Source organism: Actinomadura luteofluorescens (assembly GCF_013409365.1).
GTDB lineage: Bacteria > Actinomycetota > Actinomycetes > Streptosporangiales > Streptosporangiaceae > Spirillospora > Spirillospora luteofluorescens.
The window spans coordinates 9,204,997-9,226,978 of record NZ_JACCBA010000001.1 but is presented as its reverse complement, the minus strand read 5'-3'; the positions used below and the strand labels follow the sequence as shown (position 1 = coordinate 9,226,978).

19 protein-coding genes are annotated in these 21,982 nt (G+C 73.9%); 11 read left to right on the top strand and 8 right to left on the bottom strand.

The window, feature by feature from the left end; all coding sequences use genetic code 11:
- Positions 1-91 precede the first annotated feature (91 nt).
- The 10 genes from BJY14_RS42405 to BJY14_RS42360 all read left to right on the top strand — a co-directional run bounded on the left by BJY14_RS42405 (position 92) and on the right by BJY14_RS42360 (position 12,077).
- Positions 92-2,887, top strand: a complete 2,796-nt coding sequence (locus BJY14_RS42405) for a family 20 glycosylhydrolase (protein WP_179848746.1) — start codon at positions 92-94, stop codon at positions 2,885-2,887.
- A gap of 167 nt (positions 2,888-3,054) precedes the next feature.
- The gene (locus BJY14_RS42400; protein ID WP_179848745.1) at positions 3,055-4,167 is read left to right on the top strand and encodes an exonuclease/endonuclease/phosphatase family protein; all 1,113 of its coding nucleotides are present in this window, start codon (positions 3,055-3,057) and stop codon (positions 4,165-4,167) included.
- Entirely contained in the window at positions 4,164-5,114 is a 951-nt protein-coding gene (locus BJY14_RS42395; RefSeq protein ID WP_179848744.1) for a DUF6772 family protein, read from the top strand. Before BJY14_RS42400 ends, BJY14_RS42395 begins: the two co-directional genes overlap by 4 nt.
- 14 nt (positions 5,115-5,128) lie before the next feature.
- Positions 5,129-5,467: a hypothetical protein gene (locus BJY14_RS42390; RefSeq protein WP_179848743.1), complete on the top strand. Its 339-nt coding sequence runs from the start codon at positions 5,129-5,131 to the stop codon at positions 5,465-5,467.
- 11 nt (positions 5,468-5,478) lie between these two features.
- Entirely contained in the window at positions 5,479-6,993 is a 1,515-nt protein-coding gene (locus BJY14_RS42385) for an ABC transporter substrate-binding protein (RefSeq protein WP_179848742.1), read from the top strand.
- Positions 6,990-8,051, top strand: a complete 1,062-nt coding sequence (locus BJY14_RS42380; protein WP_179848741.1) for a LacI family DNA-binding transcriptional regulator — start codon at positions 6,990-6,992, stop codon at positions 8,049-8,051. Before BJY14_RS42385 ends, BJY14_RS42380 begins: the two co-directional genes overlap by 4 nt.
- Positions 8,051-8,977 carry an ABC transporter permease gene (locus tag BJY14_RS42375; protein ID WP_179848740.1) on the top strand — a complete coding sequence of 309 codons (927 nt, stop codon included), beginning with the start codon at positions 8,051-8,053 and terminating at the stop codon, positions 8,975-8,977. Before BJY14_RS42380 ends, BJY14_RS42375 begins: the two co-directional genes overlap by 1 nt.
- A 103-nt stretch (positions 8,978-9,080) precedes the next feature.
- Positions 9,081-9,959 (top strand): ABC transporter permease, encoded by an 879-nt coding sequence (locus tag BJY14_RS42370; protein WP_179848739.1) that lies wholly within the window; start codon positions 9,081-9,083, stop codon positions 9,957-9,959.
- Positions 9,960-9,984: 25 nt separating this feature from the next.
- On the top strand, positions 9,985-11,019 hold the full coding sequence (locus BJY14_RS42365; protein ID WP_179848738.1) for an ABC transporter ATP-binding protein: 1,035 nt from the start codon (positions 9,985-9,987) through the stop codon (positions 11,017-11,019).
- Positions 11,016-12,077, top strand: a complete 1,062-nt coding sequence (locus BJY14_RS42360; protein ID WP_179848737.1) for an ABC transporter ATP-binding protein — start codon at positions 11,016-11,018, stop codon at positions 12,075-12,077. The genes BJY14_RS42365 and BJY14_RS42360 overlap by 4 nt, the downstream gene beginning before the upstream one ends.
- Here the strand turns inward: BJY14_RS42360 and BJY14_RS42355 are convergent.
- The 4 genes from BJY14_RS42355 to BJY14_RS42340 all read right to left on the bottom strand — a co-directional run bounded on the left by BJY14_RS42355 (position 12,062) and on the right by BJY14_RS42340 (position 16,958).
- Complete coding sequence (locus tag BJY14_RS42355; protein ID WP_312879734.1) at positions 12,062-12,463, bottom strand: phosphomannose isomerase type II C-terminal cupin domain; 402 nt, start codon at positions 12,461-12,463, stop codon at positions 12,062-12,064. The two genes, BJY14_RS42360 and BJY14_RS42355, sit on opposite strands and share 16 nt — an antisense overlap.
- 2 nt (positions 12,464-12,465) lie before the next feature.
- Positions 12,466-13,122, bottom strand: a complete 657-nt coding sequence (locus BJY14_RS42350) for a TetR family transcriptional regulator (RefSeq protein ID WP_179848736.1) — start codon at positions 13,120-13,122, stop codon at positions 12,466-12,468.
- Between the two features lie 96 nt (positions 13,123-13,218).
- The gene (locus tag BJY14_RS42345) at positions 13,219-13,812 is read right to left on the bottom strand and encodes a lytic polysaccharide monooxygenase auxiliary activity family 9 protein (protein ID WP_179848735.1); all 594 of its coding nucleotides are present in this window, start codon (positions 13,810-13,812) and stop codon (positions 13,219-13,221) included.
- 254 nt (positions 13,813-14,066) lie between these two features.
- On the bottom strand, positions 14,067-16,958 hold the full coding sequence (locus BJY14_RS42340) for a M36 family metallopeptidase (RefSeq protein ID WP_312879733.1): 2,892 nt from the start codon (positions 16,956-16,958) through the stop codon (positions 14,067-14,069).
- 300 nt (positions 16,959-17,258) lie between these two features.
- On the opposite strand from BJY14_RS42340, the gene BJY14_RS42335 reads away from it, so the two are divergent.
- Positions 17,259-17,972 carry a hypothetical protein gene (locus tag BJY14_RS42335; RefSeq protein ID WP_179848734.1) on the top strand — a complete coding sequence of 238 codons (714 nt, stop codon included), beginning with the start codon at positions 17,259-17,261 and terminating at the stop codon, positions 17,970-17,972.
- 23 nt (positions 17,973-17,995) lie between these two features.
- Here BJY14_RS42335 and BJY14_RS42330 read toward each other — a convergent pair whose 3' ends face one another.
- From BJY14_RS42330 to BJY14_RS42315, 4 genes are read right to left on the bottom strand one after another with little or no spacing between them, the layout of a single operon-like run.
- Complete coding sequence (locus BJY14_RS42330; protein ID WP_179848733.1) at positions 17,996-18,868, bottom strand: class I SAM-dependent methyltransferase; 873 nt, start codon at positions 18,866-18,868, stop codon at positions 17,996-17,998.
- Entirely contained in the window at positions 18,865-19,863 is a 999-nt protein-coding gene (gene rfbB / locus BJY14_RS42325) for a dTDP-glucose 4,6-dehydratase (RefSeq protein WP_179848732.1), read from the bottom strand. The genes BJY14_RS42330 and rfbB overlap by 4 nt, the downstream gene beginning before the upstream one ends.
- Before the next feature lie 37 nt (positions 19,864-19,900).
- The gene (locus BJY14_RS42320) at positions 19,901-20,845 is read right to left on the bottom strand and encodes a homocysteine S-methyltransferase family protein (protein ID WP_179848731.1); all 945 of its coding nucleotides are present in this window, start codon (positions 20,843-20,845) and stop codon (positions 19,901-19,903) included.
- 18 nt (positions 20,846-20,863) lie between these two features.
- Complete coding sequence (locus BJY14_RS42315) at positions 20,864-21,982, bottom strand: trans-sulfuration enzyme family protein (protein WP_179848730.1); 1,119 nt, start codon at positions 21,980-21,982, stop codon at positions 20,864-20,866.

Sequence of the window (21,982 nt, the reverse complement as noted above, 5' to 3'; positions counted from 1 at the left end):
CCGGGAACGGACGGGCGGCGCCGCCTGCGCGTTCCGCGGTGGCCGGATCAGGCGCGGCCCCGCGGCAAACTATTAGGTTACTTTCCTATTCATGCCGAACCGACCCGCGGCCGTGCTGTCGGCCGCCGCGCTCGCCGCGAGCCTCGCGGCCATCGTCACGCCGGGAGCCGCCGCGGCGGACTGCCACCCGGACGCGCGCGATCTCATGGTCACCTACCAGCCGGTGGACCATACCGTCGCCGACGCGCAGTACCACCGCGCGCGGCTGACCATCGACAACCGCGACGACCGCTGCGCGCTGGGCTCCGGCGGATGGGCGATGCGCTTCAACGCCGTCCGCCGGCCCGCCGCCGTTCTGGACGGCGCGGCCGGCGACACCGCCCGCGCCCAGCTCGCGGCCCAGGGCCTCGCGATCACCCGCGCGGACGACGCGCGCAGCGGCGACTTCTACACGCTCGAGCCCGCGGACGGCTTCGAGGCTGTCGCCCCCGGTGAGCGGCGCGCGATCGACGTGAACTTCGAGCTGTGGGCCGTGCACAAGTCCGACGCGCCCGCCGGGTGGACGGTCTCCTTCGGAGGCGGGCGCCCCTCGTGGGTCCCGGCCAAGGCGCTGCTGGACCCGGCCGACCCGAAGCAGACCACCGCCTTCTCGGGCGACCACCGGCCGGTGCAGACGGCCGCGTCGCGGTACGCCGAGAACACGGCGCGCAGGCTCGACCTCACCCTGCGGCAGAGCATCGTCCCGCAGCCGCTGTCGGCCGCCGCGTCCGGCGGCACGGTCGCGATCGGCGGCGGGTCGCGCGTCTCGGCGCCGGGCCCGCTGCGCGGGGAGGCGGCCTACCTGCGCTCCGCGCTGGACGACGTGGCCGCCGGGCGCGGCGCGCCCGTCTCGCTGGCCGTCGACCCGAAGCTGGACGTCGACCGCGACGGCAAGGCCGACGCGGAGGGCTACACGCTGACCGCCGACGGCGGCGGCGTCCGGATCACCGGCACCGACCGGGCCGGGGTCCTTTACGGCGTCCAGACGCTGCGGCAGCTCGTTCCCGCCGGCGCGTACGCGGCGGCGGCGAAGGGGCGCCGCCCGGCCACGGTGGACGTGCCGCGCGCGCGGATCTCCGACGCGCCGCTGTTCGGCTACCGGGGCCTGCAGATCGACGTGGGCCGCCACTTCGAGACCAGGCAGACCATCGAGAAGTTCCTCGACCTGATGAGCTTCACCAAGCTCAACCGGCTGCACCTCGGCCTGACCAACGACGAGGGGTGGCGGCTGCAGATCCCGGGGCTGCCCGAGCTGACCGGATTCGGCTCCAGGCGCGAGTTCGACCTGCGGGAGACCGGCGCGCTGCACCAGGGCATGGGGTCGGCGGACGACCTGCGCCCCGGCGACGGCATCTCCGGCAAGGCGTCCGGCGAGACCGAGGCCAACCTCGGCCGCGCGCCCGCCTACCAGGGCTTCGAGCAGGGCACGCTCAACTTCGTCGGCAAGGGGAGCGGCTTCTACTCCGTCCAGGACTTCGAGGAGATCCTCAGGTACGCGGCCGAGCGGCACATCGAGGTCGTCCCCGAACTGAACTTCCCGGCGCACGCGCGGGCGGCCGTCCAGTCGATGGAGCGCCGGTACCAGCGGACGCACGACTCCGCGTACCGGCTGCTGGACCCGGCCGACACGAGCCGGCACACCAGCGTCCAGTACTACACCGACAACCTCGCGAACCCGTGCCTGCCCAGCACCTACGCCTTCCTGGACAAGGTCGCGTCCGAGGTGGCGAAGATGTACGAGCGCGCGGGCGCGCCGCTCAACCGCCTCAACCTCGGCGGCGACGAGCCGCCGGGCCCGCCCGAGGGCTGGTGGTCCGGCTCCCCGGCGTGCCGCAAGGCGCCGGACACGGCCGGGAAGTCCGGTGAGGAGCTGAAGGAGCTGTTCTTCACCCGCTGGAACGGCATCGCGCACAAGTACGCCCCCGCGACCTCCGGCTGGGAGGACATCACCGACCCGGACCGCTCGTTCCGCCTCAAGGGGTTCACGCCGCTGCCCTGGCAGAACGTCTGGGGCTGGGGACGCGAGGACTGGGCCTACCGGTTCGCCAACGAGGGCACGCCGGTGATCCTCGCGCACGCCACGAACCTGTACATGGACCTCGCCTACGGCAAGGACCCGGACGAGCCCGGCTACTACTGGGCCGCCTACGTGGACGAGAAGAGCACCTTCGGCTACCAGCCGTTCGACGTGTACGCCAACGCCACCGAGGACCGCTGGGGCAACCCGATCACGCCGAACCCGGCCTGGACGAAGCTGACCCCCGAGGGCCGCAAGAACATCCTCGGCCTGGAGGCGCAGCTGTGGGCCGAGAACGGCAAGGCGCCCGGGATCCGCGAGTACCAGGCGTTCCCGAAGCTGCTCGGCGTCGCCGAGCGGGCCTGGAACCGCGACACCCCCGCGCCGGACAGGATGGACGCGGCCTGGAACGACTTCAGCAACACGCTCGGCCAGAAGACGTTCCCGCTCCTGTCGTTCTACAAGCCGGTGGGCCTGCGCGGCACCGGGGTGAACTACCGCGTCCCGCCGCCCGGCGCGAAGATCTCCGAAGGGACGCTCTCGGCGAACGTCCGTAACCCGGGCCTGGCGGTCGAGTACTCCACCGACGGCGTGGACTGGCGCCCCTACACGGCACCGGTGCGGGCCGGCGCGTACGCGCTGGCCCGGACCCGCAGCGCGGACGGCCGCACCAGCCGCATCTCGCCGGCCGGCGTCCCGGCCTGGCAGGGCGGCGCGGCCTACAGGGCGGGCGCACTGGTGCGCCACCAGGGCGAGCTCTTCCGCGCGACCCGCGGCGGTTCCGGCAAGGAACCGGGCCGCGAAACCGGCCACTGGGCCCTGCTCCAGTAACCCGGGCGCCTCCCGACCGGCACGGCGACGGCCCGGTCGTCCGCTCACGCGGACGGCCGGGTCGTTTTCTTTTCGGCTCTTGACAGGCGGACGGGTGAACATCCAAGGTGTGTGAACGATCACGTTAACGTTAATGTGACACCCCGGAAACAGGAAGGCCCCCTCGGATGAGGACCACGCGTCCCCCCGCCCGTCCCCCCGCCCGCCGCCTGGCGATCCTGACCGCCGGGCTCGCCGCCGCGGCGCTGCTCGTCCCCGCCACGGGCGCGCAGGCCGCGCAGGGCCCGCAGCGCAAGATCGACCTGCGGATCGCGACCTACAACACCTGCGGGCACGGATGCCTGCCGACCACGCAGGCCTGCGTCGACACGATCGGGCGCGACTGCGCGACCAAGCTGGAGCCCTGGGCCGACGGGCGCGCCGCGCGGGTCGCCGACGACATCGTCCGGGCGCGCGCCGGGGTCGTCGTCACCCAGGAGATCGGCAACAACCCCACCCCGACGCAGCCCGGCGTGGACGTGGAGTCGTTCCGCGCCCCGCTGACCAAGGCGATGAGCGCCCGCGGCTACGCCGAGGCCCCCGCGGACTACGCCGGGACCCGGCACCCGCAGGAGGGCTACCCGCTCAAGTCCGGCGCCGGCCGCTACACCTACTACGACGCCCGCAGGTTCTCCCACCTGGACGAGCGCGGCCGCGCGCTCCCCCACGACCTGCTGTGGCTGCCGGACTCCACCGAGATCTACGGCAAGACGATGACCTGGAACACCCTGCGCGACCTGCGCTCCGGGATGCGGTTCGTGGTCGTCGACATGCACCTGGAGTACCGCAAGAACGGCGCGACCGACCCCAACGGCTGGACCAAGAACTGGGACGAGGTCCGCTACCTCGACGCGCGCCGGACGGCCGAGTACCTCACCCGGGACAACGCCTACACCCGGCGGCTGCCGATCGTGTTCGCCGGGGACATGAACTCGGCGTCGAAGGAGGACGGCCACAGCGCCTACGACGCCTTCTCCGACGTCGGCTACGCCGACTCGTTCGAGGCCGCGCCCGCGAACCGCCGCACCGGCGCCGAGTACGCCTCGTTCAACGGCGGCAAGATCCCGCTGCCGAGGTCCGAGGACAAGATCGACCACATCTTCGTCCGCAACGGCACGCGCGTCCTGCAGTGGACGCTCGTCCCGCAGACCACCGCCCAGGCCGGCGAGCCGCGCGACCTGCTGCGGTCCGACCACAACATGGTGCACGCCACCGTCAGGATTCAGGAGCCCACCCGATGACCGACCCCGCGAGCGACCCGTCGCTGGTCGCGCAGCTGCGCCGGGCCGACCCCGCGCTGTCCCGCTTCAACCCGCTGGACCGGATCCTCGTCCACGACGAGTTCAACACCGGCACCCACGGCTGGATCGAGCTGCTCGGCAACTACGACGGGCACGGCAACCTCGACACCGTCGACGACCACATGCGCGACTTCCGGCCGCCGCAGCTCAGCTCCTGCAACTTCTTCGACGTCGGCACGCACGGCGCGATGTCCGGGACGTACGCGCTGAAGGTCGCGACGCGTCCCGTCGCCGGGCACACCGGCGTCGCGATCCGGCGGCTCACGATGGCCGGACGGGGGCGGGTGCAGTTCGAGGCGTACCTGACCTTCAAGACCGAGGCGGCCTCGGAGGAGAACCAGGCGGCGTCGAAGGCGGGCGCCGGCGAGTGGGACGCGAACCTGCACCCGTCCGAGCAGCAGTTCGGCGCGTTCACCATCGCGACCGACATCTGCGACGGCGTCCGCTACCACTGCGTCGCCCGCTACCTGAACACCGACCTGGAGAACCGGCTGCGGCGCGAGTGGGTGTACCCGACGGTGCCCGAGCCGACCCCGCGCGAGCACTTCGAAGGCAAGGTCAAGCTGCCGCCGACCGCGGACTTCACCGCCCCGGAGCCGGACGACTGGAAGCCCTTCGGCGGTCCGCAGGAACTCTGCTACAACGAAGTGCCCACCAAGGTGAACTGGCACTACGTGCGCTGGGTGATCGACACCAGCACGCGCTCGAACATCGAACTGCAGGTGAACGACACCGTCTACGACATGCGCGACGTGCCGGTGCCGCCGTACGAGGAGGAGTACGGCTCCCTGGGCAACCTGCTGAACTTCTACGTCTCGGTCAGGACGCACACCGACGTGCGCAACTTCCTGTACCTGGACTCCGTCCTGATCTCGGTCGACTGGTGAGGAGCCCCCAGAGCATGCGCGAGTCGTTCACGGCGGTACTGGAGCGCAACCGCACCCTCGCGGGCGGTTTCGCGACGGAGCCGTACGAGGTGGCGTGGGCCGCGGAGGCCCGCTGGTTCGTCCGGACGCTGGAGCGGACCGGTACCGGGACCCTGATGCGGGTCACCACGCAGGTCTCCCCCGACGGCCTGCACTGGTGCGACCTGGACCCCGAGCGGGAGGTGGCCGGCGACCTCGTCACCTGGGAGTCGTCCGGCTTCGGCGGCTGGCTGCGGCTGAAGGGCGCCGTCGAGGGCGAGGACGGCGGCGAGGCGTCGGCGAAGGTCATGATCTACCTCGCGCTGAAGAGCTGAGAGGAGCCGTCATGGACGTGCGCAGGCGCGAGTTCCTCGCCCTGACCGGCCTGGCCGCCTCCGCCGTGGCGCTCGGCGGCTGCGCGACGCCGGGGGCGGCGGCCGCCCCGGACGGCTCGCTGCGCGCCGCGTTCGGGCAGCCGGTCACCGACCTCGACCCCTACAACGCGGGGACGGCGGTCGACGAGGCGTCGCTGATCGTCAAGCGGCTGGTGTTCGACACGCTCGTCCGCTACGAGGGCGGGCGGCTCGCGCCCGGCCTGGCGACGTCGTGGCGGCGGACGGACGACACGACGTGGGTGTTCGACCTGCGTCCCGGCGTCCGCTTCCACGACGGGAGCCCGCTGACCGCGCGGGACGTCGTCGCCTGCGTGGAGCGCACCAAGGCCGTGAAGTCGGCGCAGACCGCGCTGTGGGCCACGGTGAAGTCCGCGCGGGCGGACGGCGACCACCGGGTCACGTTCGTGACGGACGGTCCGATGGGCACGCTGCCGGTGAACCTGACACTGCTGTTCATCGTGCCGGCCCGGCGCGTGGCCGACCCGGCGCAGAAGCGCCGCCCGGTGGGCTCGGGCCCGTTCCGCGTGACGGGGTTCACCCCGTCGACCAACGTGGAGCTGGCCCGGTTCGACGGGTACTGGGGAGGCCCCGCCGGGCTGCCCGGCATCTCGATGCCGTTCATCGCCGAGACCTCCAGCGCGATCACGGCCCTGCGCAACGGGGACGTCGACCTTCTGTGGCCCGTCCCGTCCGACCAGCTCCGCGAGGTGCGGGGGCGGCGCGGGGTCCGGGTCCAGACGGTGCCGAGCTGGACCTACTACCTCACGTGGTTCAACTGCGGCCGCAAGCCGTTCACCGATCCGCGGGTCCGGCGGGCGATGTGGCAGGCCCTGGACATGGAGGAGATCGTCGGGAAGCTGTTCGGCGCGGGCGCCGAGCAGATGCGCGCCCCGATCCCCTCGACCGTCTTCGGCCACGCCGAGCAGGCGCCGTATCAGCACGACCCGGGCGCGGCCCGCGCGGCGCTGCGCGCCGCGGGCCTCGGCGACGGCTTCGAGACCACGATGATGTGGTTCGACGCCACCGGGCCCCTCGCCCGCGAGCTGGCCCAGTCGATGATCTCGGCGTGGGCGCGGATCGGGGTGAAGGTCAGGCCGCAGAGCATCGAGAAGGCCCAGTGGCTGCAGCGCCTCAACTCCCTCGACTGGGACATGGAGTTGCAGACCAACACCGTGACGACCGGCGACGCCGCGTTCACCCTCGGCCGGCTCTACACCTCCAAGGCCAACCGGATGGGCTACCGCAACCCCGGGCTGGACGCGGTGCTCGCCGAGGCCGGGCAGGCCGCCGAGCCCGAGCGGCGCGAGGAGCTGTACGGGCGGGCCTGCAAGACGATCTGGGACGACGCGGTAGGGATCTTCCCCGCCGCGCTCACCACCGCCTACGGGCTGCGGACCGGGCTCACCGGCTTCACCCCGGCGGCGAACAACCAGCCGGACCTGTCCACGGTCAGGAGGAACCCATGACACCCCGCCGCAGGGCCACCCTGCGGGACATCGCCGCCGCCCTCGACCTGTCGGTCAACACGGTGTCCCGCGCCCTGGCCGGCAAGGACGCGGTCAGCCCCGAGACCCGCGAGCGGGTGCGGGCCGAGGCCGACCGCCTCGGCTACGTGCCGAACACGATGGCGCGGTCCCTCGTGCAGGGCAACGCGATGACCCTCGGCCTGGTCATCACCAACCCGTCCAACCCCTTCTACACGCGCCTGATCAGCGCGATCGAGGAGCGCGGCCGGGTCCACGGCTACTCGCTGATGCTGATGGTCACCGAGGACAGCGTGGACAACGAGAAGCGCGTCGTGGACGAGCTGATGCGCTGGGGCGTGGACGGCGTCCTCGCGGTGCCCGTCCAGCACGGGATCGACCACTGGGACCGGCTCCGCAAGTCCGGGACGCCCGTCGTCCTGGTCAACCGCGACCTGCCCGGGCTCGACACCGACCTCGTCGGCGTCGACTACTACGACAGCGCGCGGCGCGCCACCGAGCACCTCGTCGCCGAGGGCGCCCGCGACCTGTACCTCGTCGAGGAGGACCTGGACATCTCGCCCGTGGCGGAACGCGTCCGGGGGTTCCGGGCGGTGCTCGACGAGCACGGCATCGCGGTGCGCGACGACCACATGGTGAAGGTGCCGACCCGGCGCCGCGAGGCCAGCTCGCAGCCGTGGGACCCGGAGGACTCCTACGAGATCGGCCGCGAGCTCGCCGGCCGCGTGGGGCCGGGCGCCGCCGTCCTGGCCGGCAACGACTACTTCGCGCTCGGCATGTACCGGGCGCTCACCGAGCACGGGCTGAGCATCCCCGGCGACGTCCTCGTGGCCGGGCACGGCGACCACCCGTTCGCCGCCTACCTCGCGCCGCCGCTCACCACGGTCCGGCTGCCGGCCGCCGGCGTCGGCGCCGCCGCGGTGGACCGGCTCCTCGAACGGATGTCGGGCGAGTCCGGCGCGGGCTCCCCGCGGCAGACCCTGCTGCCCGCGGAACTGGTCGTCCGCGCCTCGTCGCGGACCGCGAACGGAGGCGCCTGATGGGACGGTTCCTGCTGAGGCGGGCCGGGCAGGCCCTGATCGTGGCCTGGGGCGCCATCTCGGTCGTGTTCCTCGTCGTGCGCGTCGTCCCCGGCGATCCCGCGACGCTGATCCTCGGGCCGGACGCCAGCCCCGCGCAGCTCGCCTCCGTCCGCGCCGACTTCGGGCTGGACGAGCCGCTCTGGCAGCAGTATCTCGCGCACATGGGCGAGGTGCTGCGCGGCGACTTCGGCGACTCGTGGCGGCTCGGCGGCGGCGCGATGGGCGCCGTCCTGGACCGGTTCCCCGCCACCCTGACGCTGGCCGCGCTCGCGCTGGTCATCACCCTCGCCGCCGGCTACCCGCTCGGCATGCTGTGCGCGCGGCGGCCCGGCAAGATCCTCGACCTGCTCGTCTCGACGGGCTCGCTGGTCGGGCAGGCGGTGCCGTCGTTCTGGCTCGGCATCGTGCTGATCCTGCTGTTCGCCCGGCAGCTGAACTGGCTGCCGAGCACGGCGGGCGGCGGCCCGGAGGCGGTGATCCTGCCCTCGGTGACGCTGGCGCTGCCGTTCGTCGGATGGCTGGCCAGGCTCGTCCGCAACGGCGCGCTGGAGGAGAGCGGCAAGGACTACGTCCGCACCGCCCGCGCGAAGGGCACCGGCGAGGGCGCCGTGATGTACGTGCACGTGGCGCGCAACATCGCGCTGCCGGTCGTCACCGTCCTCGGGCTGCTGATGGGCAACTTCATCGCCAACGCGGTGATCATCGAGGTCGTGTTCTCCTGGCCGGGCATCGGCTCGCTGATGGTGGACGCGATCACCAACCGCGACTACGCCGTCGTCGAGGCCGCGATCGTCACGATCACGGTCTCCTACATCGCGCTGAACCTCCTCGTGGACGTCCTGTGCGTCGCCCTCGATCCACGACTCACCCCGGAGAACGCATGAGCGCAGCGAACCGGGGGGCGTGGGGGGTCGCCCCCCCACCAAAAGAACGCATGAACGCAGTGAACCAGGGGGCGCGGGGGATCGTCCCCCGCAAGGAGGACGCATGAGTGCCATCGCTCCCGCCGCGATCCCGGTTCCCGCGGTCCGGCGGCGCAGGAGGCTGCCCGCGCGGGCGTGGGCGGGCCTCGGAATCGTCGGGCTGTTCGTCCTGGCGGCCGTGTTCGGGCCGATGCTGATGCCCTACGACCCGGCCGCGACGGACCTGCCGCACCGGCTGCTGGCGCCGGGCTCCCGGCTCGGGGACGGGTCGGTCGCGTGGCTCGGCACCGACCAGGTCGGGCGCGACATGCTGACCGCCCTGCTCGCCGGAAGCCGCGTGTCGCTGCTGGTCGGCGCCGCCACCGTGCTCATCGGCGGCGCCGTGGGCCTGGTGGCGGGACTGGTGTCCGGCTACTTCGGCGGGTGGACCGACAGCGTCCTGTCCCGGTTCGGGGACGTGCAGCTGGCGTTCCCGTCGATCCTGCTGGCCATCCTCATCGCGGGCGTCCTCGGCCCGAGCGTCACCAACATCGTCATCACGCTGGCGGTGACCCGCTGGGTGATCTTCGCCCGGGTGGTGCGGGCGTCCGCGCTCGCGACCCGGGACCTGGAGTTCGTCGACTCGGCGCGGGTGCTCGGCGCGGGGCACGCGCGGATCCTGTTCCGGCACGTGCTGCCGTCGTGCTGGCAGCCGCTGCTGGTCGCCGCGACCGTGCAGATCGGCCTGGTCATGGTGGCGGAGGCGTCGCTGAGCTTCCTCGGCCTCGGCATCCCGCCGGACCAGGCGTCGTGGGGCGCGACCGTCTCGGCGGGCCGCGACTACCTCGGGTCGGCCTGGTGGATCTCCACGATGCCGGCGATCGCGCTGGCCGCCGTCGTCACCGGCGTCGGCCTCGTGGGCGACGCCTTCCGCGACCTGACCGACCCGCGCTCCCAGATCTGATGGCGCACATCCCATGGAGACGCACATGACCGTTCCAGCCGTCGACCACGCGGACGCCCCCGCCCCGGGGGACGTGGCCGCGGAGCTGCGCGACGTGCACATCGGGTTCCGCTCCGGCCGGCAGGTCACGCCGGTCGTGCGGGGCGTCGACCTGCGGCTGCGGCGCGGCCGCGTGCTCGCCCTGGTGGGCGAGTCCGGCAGCGGCAAGAGCCTGACCTCCCTCGCGCTCATCGGGCTGCTGCCGCCCGGCGCGCAGGTCACCTCGGGCTCGGTCGTCCTGGACGGCGAGGACACGGGCGGGTTCTCCGCCCGGCGCTGGCGCGAGACCCGCGGCAGCCGCGTCGCGATGATCTTCCAGGACCCGATGGCGGCGCTGAACCCCGGTTTCGCCGTCGGCCCGCAGATCGCCGAGCCCTTCCGGCGGCGCCTCGGCCTCGGCCGGCGGGAGGCCCGGGAACGGGCGGTCGCGCTGATGCGCGAGGTCGGCATCGCCGCCGCCGAGTCCCGGTACGGCGACCACCCGCACGAGTTCTCCGGCGGCATGCGGCAGCGCGCGGTGATCGCGATGGCGCTCGCGCTGGGCCCGTCGGTGCTGCTCGCCGACGAGCCCACCACCGCGCTCGACGTCACCGTGCAGGCGCAGATCCTGCGGCTGCTCGCGCGCCGGCAGCGCGAGGCCGACCTCGCGACGCTGCTGGTCTCGCACGACCTCGGCGTGGTGGCGCGGGTCGCGCAGGACGTCGCGGTCATGTACGCCGGGCGGATCGTGGAGCGGGGCCCGCTGGACGCCGTCTACACCCGTCCCGCCCACCCGTACACGCTCGGCCTGCTGGAGGCCATGCCGGACGCCGGGTCCGGCGGTCGCCTCAAGCCGATCGACGGCGTCCCGCCGGACCCGCGGCACCGTCCCGGCGGCTGCGCGTTCCACCCGCGCTGCCCGTTCGCGACCGACCGGTGCCGCACCGAGGACCCGCCGCTCGCCGGGGACGGCGACCGCGCGGTCGCCTGCCACCACTCCGCGGAGGTCGTCGCCTCCCAGCACAGCGAGGAGCCCCGATGACGGCCACCGCGCAGGACACCGAGGTCGTGCTCAAGGTCAGCGGCCTGGAGGCGGGGTACGAGCGCCCCGGCCGCCACGGGTTCGGGCGGCGCCGGGTGCCCGTCGTCGCCGGCCTCGACCTGACCGTGCGGGCCGGGCGGACGCTCGGCGTCGTCGGCGAGTCGGGCTGCGGCAAGTCGACGCTGGCGCGGGCCGTGGTGGGGCTGCGCCCCGCGTTCGCCGGGTCGATCGAGTTCGCGGGGGCGGACCTGGCGTCCGTCCCGCCGCGGCGCCGCCGCCGCATGAGCCGCGACCTGCAGATGGTGTTCCAGGACCCCTACACGTCGCTGAATCCGAGGATGACCGTCGCCGACGTCATCGCCGAGGGCTGGCGCGTCCATTCCGGGATCGTGCCGCGCGACCGGGAGGACGCCGAGGTCGCCCGGCTCCTCGATCTGGTGGGCCTGAGCCCCGAGCACGGCCCCCGGCACCTGCACCAGCTGTCGGGCGGCCAGTGCCAGCGCGTCGCGATCGCCCGCGCCCTGGCGCTGAGGCCGAAGCTCCTGGTGTGCGACGAGGCGGTGTCCGCGCTGGACGTGTCGGTCCGCGCGCAGATCCTCAACCTGCTGGCCGACCTGCAGTCCGAGCTGGGCGTGGCGTACCTGTTCATCTCCCACGACCTGGACGTCGTCCGGCACATCGCCGACGACGTCGCCGTGATGTACCTCGGGACGATCGTGGAACAGGGCCCGGCCGCCGAGGTGTTCGGCGACCCGCAGCACCCCTACACCCGGGCGCTGCTGTCGGCGGCGCCGTCCGTCCGCGACCGGCCGGACGACGACGCGGGCGAGATCGTGCTGCGCGGGGAGGTGCCGTCGCCGGCCGAGCCGCCGAGCGGGTGCCGGTTCCGGACCCGCTGCTACATGGCCGCCGGCGTCTGCGAGCGGGAGACGCCCGCGCTCGTCCCGCGGGGCGGGCCGCCCCAGGCGGTGGCCTGCCACTTCGCCGACGGCGCCGGCGCGACGGCCCCGCCCGTGGAGGGACGGGCGCCGGAGGACGGGGGTCAGGCGCGGCCGTAGGCGTCTTCGAGGCGCTCGATGTCGTCCTCGTCGAACCGGCCGAAGGCGATCTCCATGACGCGCACGGCCGGGCCGTCCGAGCCGAGCCGGTGGGCGTCCCCGGCGCGGATCAGCACCCGCTCCCCCACCTCCGGCAGGATGCGCCGCCCGGCCACCTCGAACACCGCGCCCGGGTCGAGCGCGACCCACAGCTCGTCGCGGTCCCGGTGCCGCTGGAGGCTGAGCCGCTGCCCCGGCTCCACGTGAATGATCTTCACGGTGGAGGGCTCGTTGAGGGTGAACCGCTCGAAGCGGCCCCAGGGCCGCTCCTCGGTGAGCACGGCCGGTTCGGGCCGCTGGGCGCCCTGGGGCCGGGGCTGCGCGGGGGTCTGCACAGGGGTCTGCACGGTCACCTCGGGGATCGCGGGTCGTCGGGCGGCCGGGGGCCGCGGGCTTCGGACGCGGCGGCGGGCAGCCCGCCGAGGACGAGGTCGACGAGGCCGTCCACGACGGCCTCGCGCGGCACGTCGTCGGCGTGGTCGAGCCACCAGTCGCCCGCCGTCTGCACCATGCCGACGATCGCGTGCCCCCACACGTAGGCGCGGGTCCGGTCCGCCATCTCCCCCTCGGCGATCATCACCTCGGCCAGCTCGCGGCTCACGTCCCGGATCATGGTGCTCATCGCGCTGTGCGTGGCGGTGTCCTCGGCGCTCGCCCGGTGCATGAGGAACCGGTAGAGGTTGAGGTTCTTGGAGATCGTCGCCAGGTAGGTGTCGATGGTGGAGCGGGTGCGGTCGCGGATCGGGTCGCCGCGGGAGAACTCGTCCCGGATCCCCTCGATCAGCTTGCGCGTGTGCCGCTCGGCCAGCGCCTGGTAGAGGCCGCTCTTGTCGCCGAAGTGGCGGTACAGGATCGGCTTGCTGATGCCCGCCTCCGCGGCGATCGCGGCCATGGACGCCTCGGGGCCCTCGCGCTGGATGACCCGGTCGGCCGCCTCCAGCAGGGCACGGCGGCGGCCGGGGTCGCGCCGTGGTCCGGGCCCCGGCCGGCCCGCCGCACTCGTCATGACAGCACGGTATCCGGGGGTGTTACCCGGTGACAACACCGGCCGGCCCGCGGCGGGGAGGCACGCCCGCCTCGGGCCGGCCGGGCTTTCCGCGGATCAGCCGAAGTCGAGGTCGGAGCACTGGTAGAAGGCGTTGCCGGTGTCGGCGATGTCCCACACGGCGAGCAGCAGGTGCCGGCCGTGCCGCTGCGGGAGCGTCCCGGTGTGGGTGGTCTGGCCGGACGGCGGCCGCCCGTTGTAGTTCTGCTGGAGGAACGGCGTGAGGTCCAGCGCGTCGCGGGTCAGCGGCCTGGTGGCGTCCCAGCCGTCCTTGGTGAGGAAGTAGCGGAACGACGTGGTGGCGTGCGCGGCGGTGAACTGCCAGCTGATGCCGAAGGACTGGCCGGCGGTCACCCTGGTCGCCGGCCACCCGGTCCCGCCGCGCTGGTCGTCGAGCGGCGCCCAGCGCCCGTCGGCGCCCGCGCAGATCCTGCCGTCGCCCGGTCCGCGCTGGGGGAACCCCTTCGGGCCCTCGACGCCGTCGGGGTCCCACTGGATCTGGCCGCAGTTGCGGACCTGGTGCGTCCCGCACAGGTAGCTGCGGCTCGGGGGCGAGGTGGTGTACCCGTGGGACCACGCCGGCACGGCGAGCGCCAGCGGCAGCCCGGCGGTCACGGCGGCGGCCACGGCGATGCTGGTCTTCCTTGGCATCCTGCTTCTCCTTGGCGGGGGAGGTACGGCGTACCCGGAGGCGGAGGGGAGCCGGCCCGCGGGCCAACTCTAAGGAAACTTTCCTTTCAGAAAGTCGCTTCACCGTGGCGCTCCGTCAACCGGACCGGCCCGGGCCGGGCACGCGGGGACAAGCCCCTGGCAGGCATTGCAAAGCCCGAATGGCCGTCCGGTCCGCCCGCCGCGCACGGCGAGGCGGGGGGCGGATGCTCCGCCCCCCGCCTCGCCGGTGCCGCCTACCGGGCGAACGCCTGGAGCTCGGCGGTCCGGACGATGCCGGCGCTCGGGCTCGCGGTGCCGCAGTCGGTGGCGGACCGCGGATCCTCGTCCTGCTCCCCCGCGTAGGCCGGCGCGCCGGTGCACTGGCTGGAGACCACCTCGAGCCGCAGGTGCGTCGCGGTGACGTCCCGCACGTCGAACGAGCGCATGATCAGGTCGGGCGCCGTGGGCCGCGGCCGGTCGGCCGGGAAGGCGTCGGACGGGCTGGTGTAGACGGTGCGGTACGAGCCCGGCCGTGCGCAGTCGGCCTTGGAGGCGTCGCAGGCCAGGAGCCGGAAGGCGCGCAGCGCCGTGAACCGGTTCTGCGTGCCGCCCGCACCCTCCGGGTCGCCCGCCACCGACGGCCGCAGCATCGCGCTGACCTGCACCCGGCCGACCCTGACCGGGCGGTCGCCGGCCAGGTCCACGGTCACCTGGCGGCCGGCGACCGGGGCCGTCACCGACTGCCAGTTGGTCGTCTCCGTCTCGTCCAGCAGCGCGGCCTGGGAAACGCCGTCACCGGTCGCCGTCGCGCCGTTGGCACCCGCGGCCTCGTTGCGGGACATCGCGATCGGAAGGGTCCGCTGCGACGCGCCGACCGTGGCGGTGAACCTCCGGTGCCCGAAGCCCGCCCCCACCGCGACGAAGGAGTACCGGCCCGGGGTGAGCGCGACGGTGTCGCCGAGCGGGGTCGCCGGGTCGGTGTCGGCGACCGGGACCGCGCGGGCCTCGTAGTCGCCCACGTACAGGCGGACCTTGGCGCCCCTGGCGTCCCCGAGGGGCGCCAGCCGGACGCGGGCGTTGCGCGACAGGGGCGAGGCGAAGCTCGGCGTCGGGTCGGCGTCGGCGGGGCCGTTGCTTGCGGCGTCCTCCCCGAGGCCGTGCTCGGCGAAGACCTTCCACATCATCTCGTGGTCCCTGCCTCCGAAGCGGAGCGTGTCGGCGGCGAGCAGGGCGTCGCGGTGGTCGACGTAGCTGACCGCGCCGCTGGCCATGAGCAGCAGCGCGTCGAACGAGACCTGCGCCCACCGCCGGTTGCCCGGGCACTTCGCCACAGGCACCGCCCCGTCGGCGCAGGCGCGCTGCGACGCCGCGCTTCCGTCGCCGTACCGCCGGACGAACGCCTCCCGCAGATCGAACTGGGTGGCGGTCCAGATCTCGCCGTCGGCGTGGACCTGGGTGCCGACCAGGTCGTACCCGAGGTCGGCGTAGTTCAGCGGGCTCCGGCTCATGTCGTAGTTGCGGATCCCGGCGCGCCGGTCGCCGGTGACGTACCCGCCGATGACGTACGGCGTGCGGCCGGGCTGGCGCAGCCCGTACTCGTTGAGGTACTCCATGGCGAACAGGTCGGAGGTGCTCTCGTTCATCGCGCCCGCCTGCGGCCCGCTCCACCCCGCGTCCGGTCCGGCGATCATGCGGCCGGAGATGGCGTGAGTGTACTCGTGCCCGATGACGCTCATGTCGAAGTCGCCGTCGACGCACGGCGGGTAGAACGAGCCCGCGACCGGCTGCCACAGGTACATGTTGGTGATGGCGGGGGTCCCGTCCGGCGGGGTGATCTGGTTGGCGTTGTCGCGGACGGTCGGGAACCGCGCGCCCGCCTGCGCGTTGCCCTGCTCGGGGTCGCCGCCCCGGCCGCCGCGCTCACCGTTGTCGGCCTGCATGTTCCAGGCCGACTCGGTGAAGCCGAGCCGGTACGACCAGTCGTGCATCCGGTTGTGCTGGACGAACAGGTTGGACATGGCCGCTTCCAGGTCCGCCTCCTGCGGGCCGTCCAGCGTCGCGGGATCGCACTTGCTCGTGTGCCACTGGTTGGTCCACGGGTAGGTGTAGTTCCCGTCGGGCCTGGGCGCGCTGGTGCGGGTCCCGACCGTGAAGGGGTCGCTGCTCGCACGGTTCTCGTGCGCCCGCGCCGCGTTGCCCACGGTCGTCGCGCTGGGCGCGCCGGTCGCCGGGTCGACGTCCCAGGGCCGCCCGCTCGAGGGGTCTCCGCCGACGGGGCGGCAGCCCGCCGCGGGCGCGAAGCACCAGGTCTCCCTGGTGTCGCGGGAGGAGTAGTCGCCGGGCGGGGTCGCCGGGAACACCGCCCAGCGCGGGTTGTCGCTGTCGTGGTCGACGAGGTTCTCGCGCACGAGCACCGAGCCGGTCCGGGCGTCGACGTAGGACGTGACGGCCTTCGGCTCCGCTCCGGAGGCGTCCATGAGCGTGACCTGGTAAGCGCTGCGGACGCCCTCGGCCGTGGGCACCGCGACGAGCCGCGCCTTGCCCGGGTCGCCGGCCGACGCGGGGATGCCCGCGTCCCGCCCGGCGGCGGCCACCGCGTCCTCGCGGGAGAGCGTGGCGGGCGCCGGGGCGGCGCCGTCCCGGGAGAGGGTGGAGGTGACCGAGACGACCTCGCCGCCTGCCACGCCGACCGCCACCAGCCCGTCGTAGCCGGCGGGCAGGCCGCCGAACCGCTGGCGCAGCAGCACGGCCGCACCGTCGCCGACCGGGTTGACGGCGACCTTCTCCAGGGCGCCGACGGCGGCGCCGTCGAGGCCGTAAAGGTCCCGGTGCCCGGCCAGGTACGCGCGGGCGGCCTTCTCCGGATCCCCGGACAGCCCGCCGGCGAGGGGGCCGGCATCGGTCACCGAGGCGGGGGTGCCGAGCCTGTTCCAGCGCACGGTCACGCCGCGGGCGGCGCCCACCTGGCGGCTCGTCGGGGCCAGCCGCCCCGGCCGCGCGTCCTTGTCGGGGAGTTCGGTGTGCTCGCCCGGCGGCCGCGGGCGGGGCGGCGGCGGCTCGGCCCGTCCGGGGACCGCGAGGCCGGTGGTGAGCAGTGTTCCGGTGGCCGCCAGAGCGGTCACGGTGGTCCAGCGTGTCCTGGGCACCTTCTGCCTCCTGGAGGCGGGCCGCGGGGCCCGGTCTCGGGGGGATCGGCCGGAGGGGACACCCGGCCGATCTAGAGACAAGCAGCACAATCGCCACTCAACTATGGCGAATTACTACATTTAAGAAGTGCCGCCGGGCGGCGGTCTTCGCCCTTGACAGCGCCGATCCCGTACCGGGACGAGGAAGGACCCTGACCTGCCTGTGGTCTTCGGTCCCGCGGCCTCCGGGGAGGAGCAGGATGATCGCCGCGTTCGACCTGCCGCGCCGCAACCGCGCGGGACGCGGCGGCCGGGAGAGTCATGGACTGGACACGCTCGCACCGGGCGGCCGCGTCGGGGGCGCTCGCCGGGTTGATCGCCATGGTCCCGGCCGCCCTGCCGCCGGCCTACGCCGCCGCACCCCGGCCGCCGGGCGGCGCCGCGACCGCGATGGAGACCGGCCCGCGCACGCCCCCACCGCCCCAGCTCCCGAGGGACTTCCACGGGACAGGAAAATGGATCGTCCGGGATCTCGGCATCACGGTCCCGTTCACCTGGGCGGGGAGAAACGGGAACAGCCAGATGATCGCGGGCGGCCCGCGATATCCGATCTGGTTCACGAACCTGATCTACAAGAATTCCCTCTACACCCTGACGTACAAATGGCCCGGTCTCAGCGACCACCGGTGCTCGCGAATCCCGGGATTCGACCTCGGCCTGCTCAACCGGAAACTCAGGACGGCGCGCTTCGTCGGGCGGGAGATCCTGCAGCGAGAGCCGCAGCGCCACGTGAACCACTGGCGGGTCGGCGTCGTCGCCCCGCAACTGCCACCGGGGAAGTACCTCAGGTTCCCGATCGCGCTCGGCGACGTCTACGTCGACCAGCGCGACCCGACGACCTTCTGGCAGGTCCTCCAGTTCGGCCTCCAGAACCTCTACGACCCCGAACTGGACGAGTGGCTCGTGATGTCGACGTTCGAGCACGGCCCCGGCAGGGTCGCGCTTCCCCGCCGGTGCCCGCCGCCCGCGCCGTGACGCCGGCGGCCCGGCGCAGTGCGCTACTCACGGGCGGGGACGGCGGCCCGGACGATCAGCGCCGTCGACGGCAGCGTGAAGGCCCCGTCGCCGGAACGGTAGGGCTCGGTGGCGTCGGCGAAGGCCTGCCACGTGCCGGGGTCGTCCGCGGACCCGAAGCGCTCGGCGACCTTCCGCAGCAGCATCGGCGGCGTCACCGCCCTGGTGAACGCCACGCACTGCTCGACGGAGTCGAACGGGAACCGCACGACGAACTCCGTCACCGACACGTCGGTGAACCCCGCCGCGGCCAGCTCGGCGGCGAGCGGCTCCGGGTCGGCCATGCTGAACGGGCCCGGCGTGCCCGGCGGCGGGGGCGGCAGTTCGAGCCGCTCGCTCAGCACCCGGAAGCCCAGCGAGATCGTCGGCGCGCCGGGCGCCTCGCCCCAGACCGCCGCGGCGAGCACGCCCCCCGGGACCAGGAGGCGGGCGAGGCCGCGGAACGCGGCGACGTGGTCCACCGCGAACATCAGCCCCCAGCGGCTGAGCACGACGTCGAACGAGGCCGCCGGCAGGTCGATGGACTCCACGTCCGCCTCGGCGAACCCGATGTTGGGCGTGCCCTCGGCCCGGCGCCTGGCCAGGTCGAGCATCGCCGGGGAGATGTCCACTCCGGTCACCCGCCCGGCGGGCCCCACCCGCCGGGCCGCCGTCAGGGCGGGCTCCCCGTGCCCGGTCCCGACGTCCAGGACCGCGTGGCCCGCCCGCACGCCGCCGGCGTCGAGCAGCCGCTCCGTCACCGCGGCCGCGCCCAGCTCGAACCGCTCCCCCACCGCCTCCCAGTTCGCGCTGAGGGCGTCCCAGGAGGCCCGCTGCCCCTGCTTGACGGCGGCCGGGTCGATGTTCGCGGCCGTCACGAGTTCACCTCCACGTCCCGCGGCACGTGCATCGTGAGCGGCTCCCACCACTCGCGGTTGTCCCGGTACCAGGCGACGGTCTCCGCGAGGCCGGCCGCGAGGTCCCGGCGGGGCCGGAACCCGAGCTCCGACGCGATCTTCGTGCAGTCCATCGCGTACCGGCGGTCGTGCCCCCTGCGGTCCTCCACGTACGACACCGCCTCCCAGCCCGCGCCGCACTGGGCGAGCAGCCGGCCGGTCAGCTCGCGGTTGGTCAGCGGCACCCCGCCGACGTTGTAGACCTCGCCCGCCCGCCCCCTCGTCAGCGCCAGGTGCACGGCGCGGCAGTGGTCGTCGACGTGGAGCCACTCGCGGACGTGGAGCCCGTCGCCGTACAGCGGCGCCTTCCCCCCGTCGAGCAGCTCGGTGACGAACAGCGGGACGATCTTCTCGGGGAACTGGTACGGGCCGTAGGTGTTGGAGCCCCGGGTGATCCGGACGTCCATCCCGAACGTCCGGTGGCAGGCGAGCACGACGAGGTCGGCCGCGGCCTTGGACGCCGCGTACGGGTTGCCGGGCGCCAGCGGAGCCCGCTCGCTCCACCGCCCCGTCCCGATCGGCCCGTACACCTCGTCGGTCGACACGTGCACGAACGGGGCCGTGCCGTGGCGCCGCGCCGCCTCCAGCAGCGTCTGCGTGCCGAGGACGTTGGTGACCACGAAGTCCTGGGCGCACCGGATCGACCGGTCGACGTGGGACTCCGCGGCGAAGTGGACGATCGCGTCGTGAGCGGCGACGAGCTCGTCGACCACCGCGGGATCGGCGACGTCGCCGTGGACGAAGGCGAAGCCCGGCGCGCGGCGCACGGGGTCGAGGTTGGCCGGGTTGCCGGCGTAGGTGAGCTTGTCCAGCACCGTGACCTGGTGCGCGCCGCCTCCGGCGCGCTCCGGGCCGAGGAGCCGGCGCACGTAGTGGGACCCGACGAACCCGGCGCCGCCGGTCACGAGGATCCTCATGAGCCGGTCCGCGCCCGGCGGGCGGCCTCGCCGACCCTCATCGCCCGCTCCGCGGCAGCCGGTCGCGGGCCGCGGCCAGATGGGCCGGCGTGGTGCCGCAGCAGCCGCCGGCCACGTCGAGGGAGAACTCCGCGTCCCAGCGGGCGATCAGGTCGGCGAACTCGTCGGGCCCCAGCGCGGCGGGCACGTGCCGGTCGACGTGCGCCGAACGGGGGATGCCGTCGCGGTCCTCGATGTTGGGGTAGGCGCCGATCGGGCCCGAGCAGGCGTCCCGCAGCGCCCGCAGCGCCGTCTCGCTGTCGGCCGGGCCGGTGCAGTTGACGAGGACGGCCTCGGCGCCGTCGCGTTCGACGGCGGCGGCCGCCTCGGTCAGCTTCTCCCCCGACAGCAGCCGGGCGTCGGCGTCGCACACGAAGCCGACCCAGGCCCGCGCGCCCGCCCGCCGCACCTCCTCCAGCGCGATGCGCGCCTCCCGCTCGGAGTTCATCGTCTCGACCAGGACGAGGTCCACGCCCACCCGCATCAGTTCCGTCGCCAGCCAGCGGTGCTCGGCCCGCAGCTCGTCGTCGGGAGGGACGAGGTCGGGCCGGTAGCAGTCCTCGACGGGCCCCACCGAGCCCGCGATCCGCGGGCGGCCGGCGTCCGGCGCCCGCCCGTCCTGGCAGGCCCGCACCGCCGACTCGGCGACGCCGACGGCGGCGTGCACCATCCACGCCAGGCCGGCGTCGAAGAGGCCGAGGCGGCTGAGCGCCCGCAGGTTGGACCGGAAGGTGTTCGCGGTGATCACCTGCGCTCCGGCGTCCAGGTAGCCCTGGTGGATCCCGCGCAACCGCGTGCGGGCGGCCTCGGAGTTCATGGCCCGGTTGGTCCACCACGGCCCGTCGACGCTCATGCCGGCGCGCTGCAGTTCGGTCGCGGTCCCGCCGTCCAGCCACAGGGGTCCGCCGCTTCCGGACCGGCGGCCCCCGGATAGGTCGTTCATGTGTCATCCCTCCGCAGTTCAGAGCGCGTCCATCAGGTCCCGCACCAGGTCGGCGGGGTCCTCGATGCCCGCCGACACCCGGATGAGGTCGTCGGAGATGCCCAGCGCCCCCCGGACCTCGCGGGGCACGGAGGCGTGGGTCATCATGGCGGGGCACTCGATGAGCGAGCGCACGCCGCCGAGGCTGACCGCGCACGCGTACAGCCGCACCCGGTCCAGGAGCTTCTCCGGATCGCCCAGGTACTCGAAACTCAGGATCGACCCCGGCGCCGACATCTGCCGGGCCGCCACCTCGTGCTGCGGATGCTCGGGCAGCCCCGGATAGTGGACGGCGCCCACCCGCTCGCTCCCGCGCAGCGCGGTGGCGATCGCCTCCGCGTTGCCCACCTGCCGGGCCACGCGCAGCGAGAGCGTCTTGAGCCCGCGGTGCACCAGGAAGCAGTCGATGCCGCCGGGCACGCCGCCCGTGGTGGTGCGGTGGGACGCCAGCTCGCGGTGCAGTTCCTCGTCGTCGTAGACCAGGGCGCCGCCGATGACGTCGGAGTGGCCGGCGATCGACTTGGTGGTGCTGTACAGGGTGATGTCGGCGCCGAACCGCAGCGGCCGCTGCAGGGCCGGGCCGGCGAGGGTATTGTCCACCACCACGCGGGCGCCCGCCCGCCGGGCCCGCTCGCACACCACCGAGAGGTCGGCGACCTTGAGCAGCGGGTTGGTCGGCGCCTCCACCCAGATCATGTCCACGTCGTCGCCGAGCGCCGCGTCGAGCGCGCCCGCGTCGGTGAGGTCGACGTGGTCCACGGTGATGCCGTACCGGCCGAGCAGCGCGAACAGCGAACGGGTGCCGCCGTACACGTCGTCCGAGGCGATCAGCCTGCGGCCGGGGCGCAGCAGGGAGAGCGCCGTCGTCCCCGCCGCCTGCCCGGAGGCGAAGGCGAGGGCGAAGCGGGCGTCCTCCAGCCCGGCCAGGCATCGTTCGAGGGCCTCGCGCGTCGGGTTCTCGCCGCGCGAGTAGAAGTAGCGCAGCGGATCCTGGACCCGCCGCTCGAACGTCGCGGCGACGTGGACGGGCGGCACGACGTCCCCGGTGGCGCCGTCGGCTTCCTGGCCGAGGTGGACCAGCCTCGTGTCGAAGCGCAT

What these genes read in the sequence shown, in the direction of transcription:
- BJY14_RS42405 (WP_179848746.1), top strand. Translation starts at nt 92, where the DNA reads ATGCCGAACCGACCCGCGGCCGTGCTGTCGGCCGCCGCGCTCGCCGCG.
- BJY14_RS42400 (WP_179848745.1), top strand. Translation starts at nt 3,055, where the DNA reads ATGAGGACCACGCGTCCCCCCGCCCGTCCCCCCGCCCGCCGCCTGGCG.
- BJY14_RS42395 (WP_179848744.1), top strand. Translation starts at nt 4,164, where the DNA reads ATGACCGACCCCGCGAGCGACCCGTCGCTGGTCGCGCAGCTGCGCCGG.
- BJY14_RS42390 (WP_179848743.1), top strand. Translation starts at nt 5,129, where the DNA reads ATGCGCGAGTCGTTCACGGCGGTACTGGAGCGCAACCGCACCCTCGCG.
- BJY14_RS42385 (WP_179848742.1), top strand. Translation starts at nt 5,479, where the DNA reads ATGGACGTGCGCAGGCGCGAGTTCCTCGCCCTGACCGGCCTGGCCGCC.
- BJY14_RS42380 (WP_179848741.1), top strand. Translation starts at nt 6,990, where the DNA reads ATGACACCCCGCCGCAGGGCCACCCTGCGGGACATCGCCGCCGCCCTC.
- BJY14_RS42375 (WP_179848740.1), top strand. Translation starts at nt 8,051, where the DNA reads ATGGGACGGTTCCTGCTGAGGCGGGCCGGGCAGGCCCTGATCGTGGCC.
- BJY14_RS42370 (WP_179848739.1), top strand. Translation starts at nt 9,081, where the DNA reads ATGAGTGCCATCGCTCCCGCCGCGATCCCGGTTCCCGCGGTCCGGCGG.
- BJY14_RS42365 (WP_179848738.1), top strand. Translation starts at nt 9,985, where the DNA reads ATGACCGTTCCAGCCGTCGACCACGCGGACGCCCCCGCCCCGGGGGAC.
- BJY14_RS42360 (WP_179848737.1), top strand. Translation starts at nt 11,016, where the DNA reads ATGACGGCCACCGCGCAGGACACCGAGGTCGTGCTCAAGGTCAGCGGC.
- BJY14_RS42350 (WP_179848736.1), bottom strand. Translation starts at nt 13,122, where the DNA reads ATGACGAGTGCGGCGGGCCGGCCGGGGCCCGGACCACGGCGCGACCCC.
- BJY14_RS42345 (WP_179848735.1), bottom strand. Translation starts at nt 13,812, where the DNA reads ATGCCAAGGAAGACCAGCATCGCCGTGGCCGCCGCCGTGACCGCCGGG.
- BJY14_RS42335 (WP_179848734.1), top strand. Translation starts at nt 17,259, where the DNA reads ATGGACTGGACACGCTCGCACCGGGCGGCCGCGTCGGGGGCGCTCGCC.
- rfbB (WP_179848732.1), bottom strand. Translation starts at nt 19,863, where the DNA reads ATGAGGATCCTCGTGACCGGCGGCGCCGGGTTCGTCGGGTCCCACTAC.
- BJY14_RS42320 (WP_179848731.1), bottom strand. Translation starts at nt 20,845, where the DNA reads ATGAACGACCTATCCGGGGGCCGCCGGTCCGGAAGCGGCGGACCCCTG.
- BJY14_RS42315 (WP_179848730.1), bottom strand. Translation starts at nt 21,982, where the DNA reads ATGCGCTTCGACACGAGGCTGGTCCACCTCGGCCAGGAAGCCGACGGC.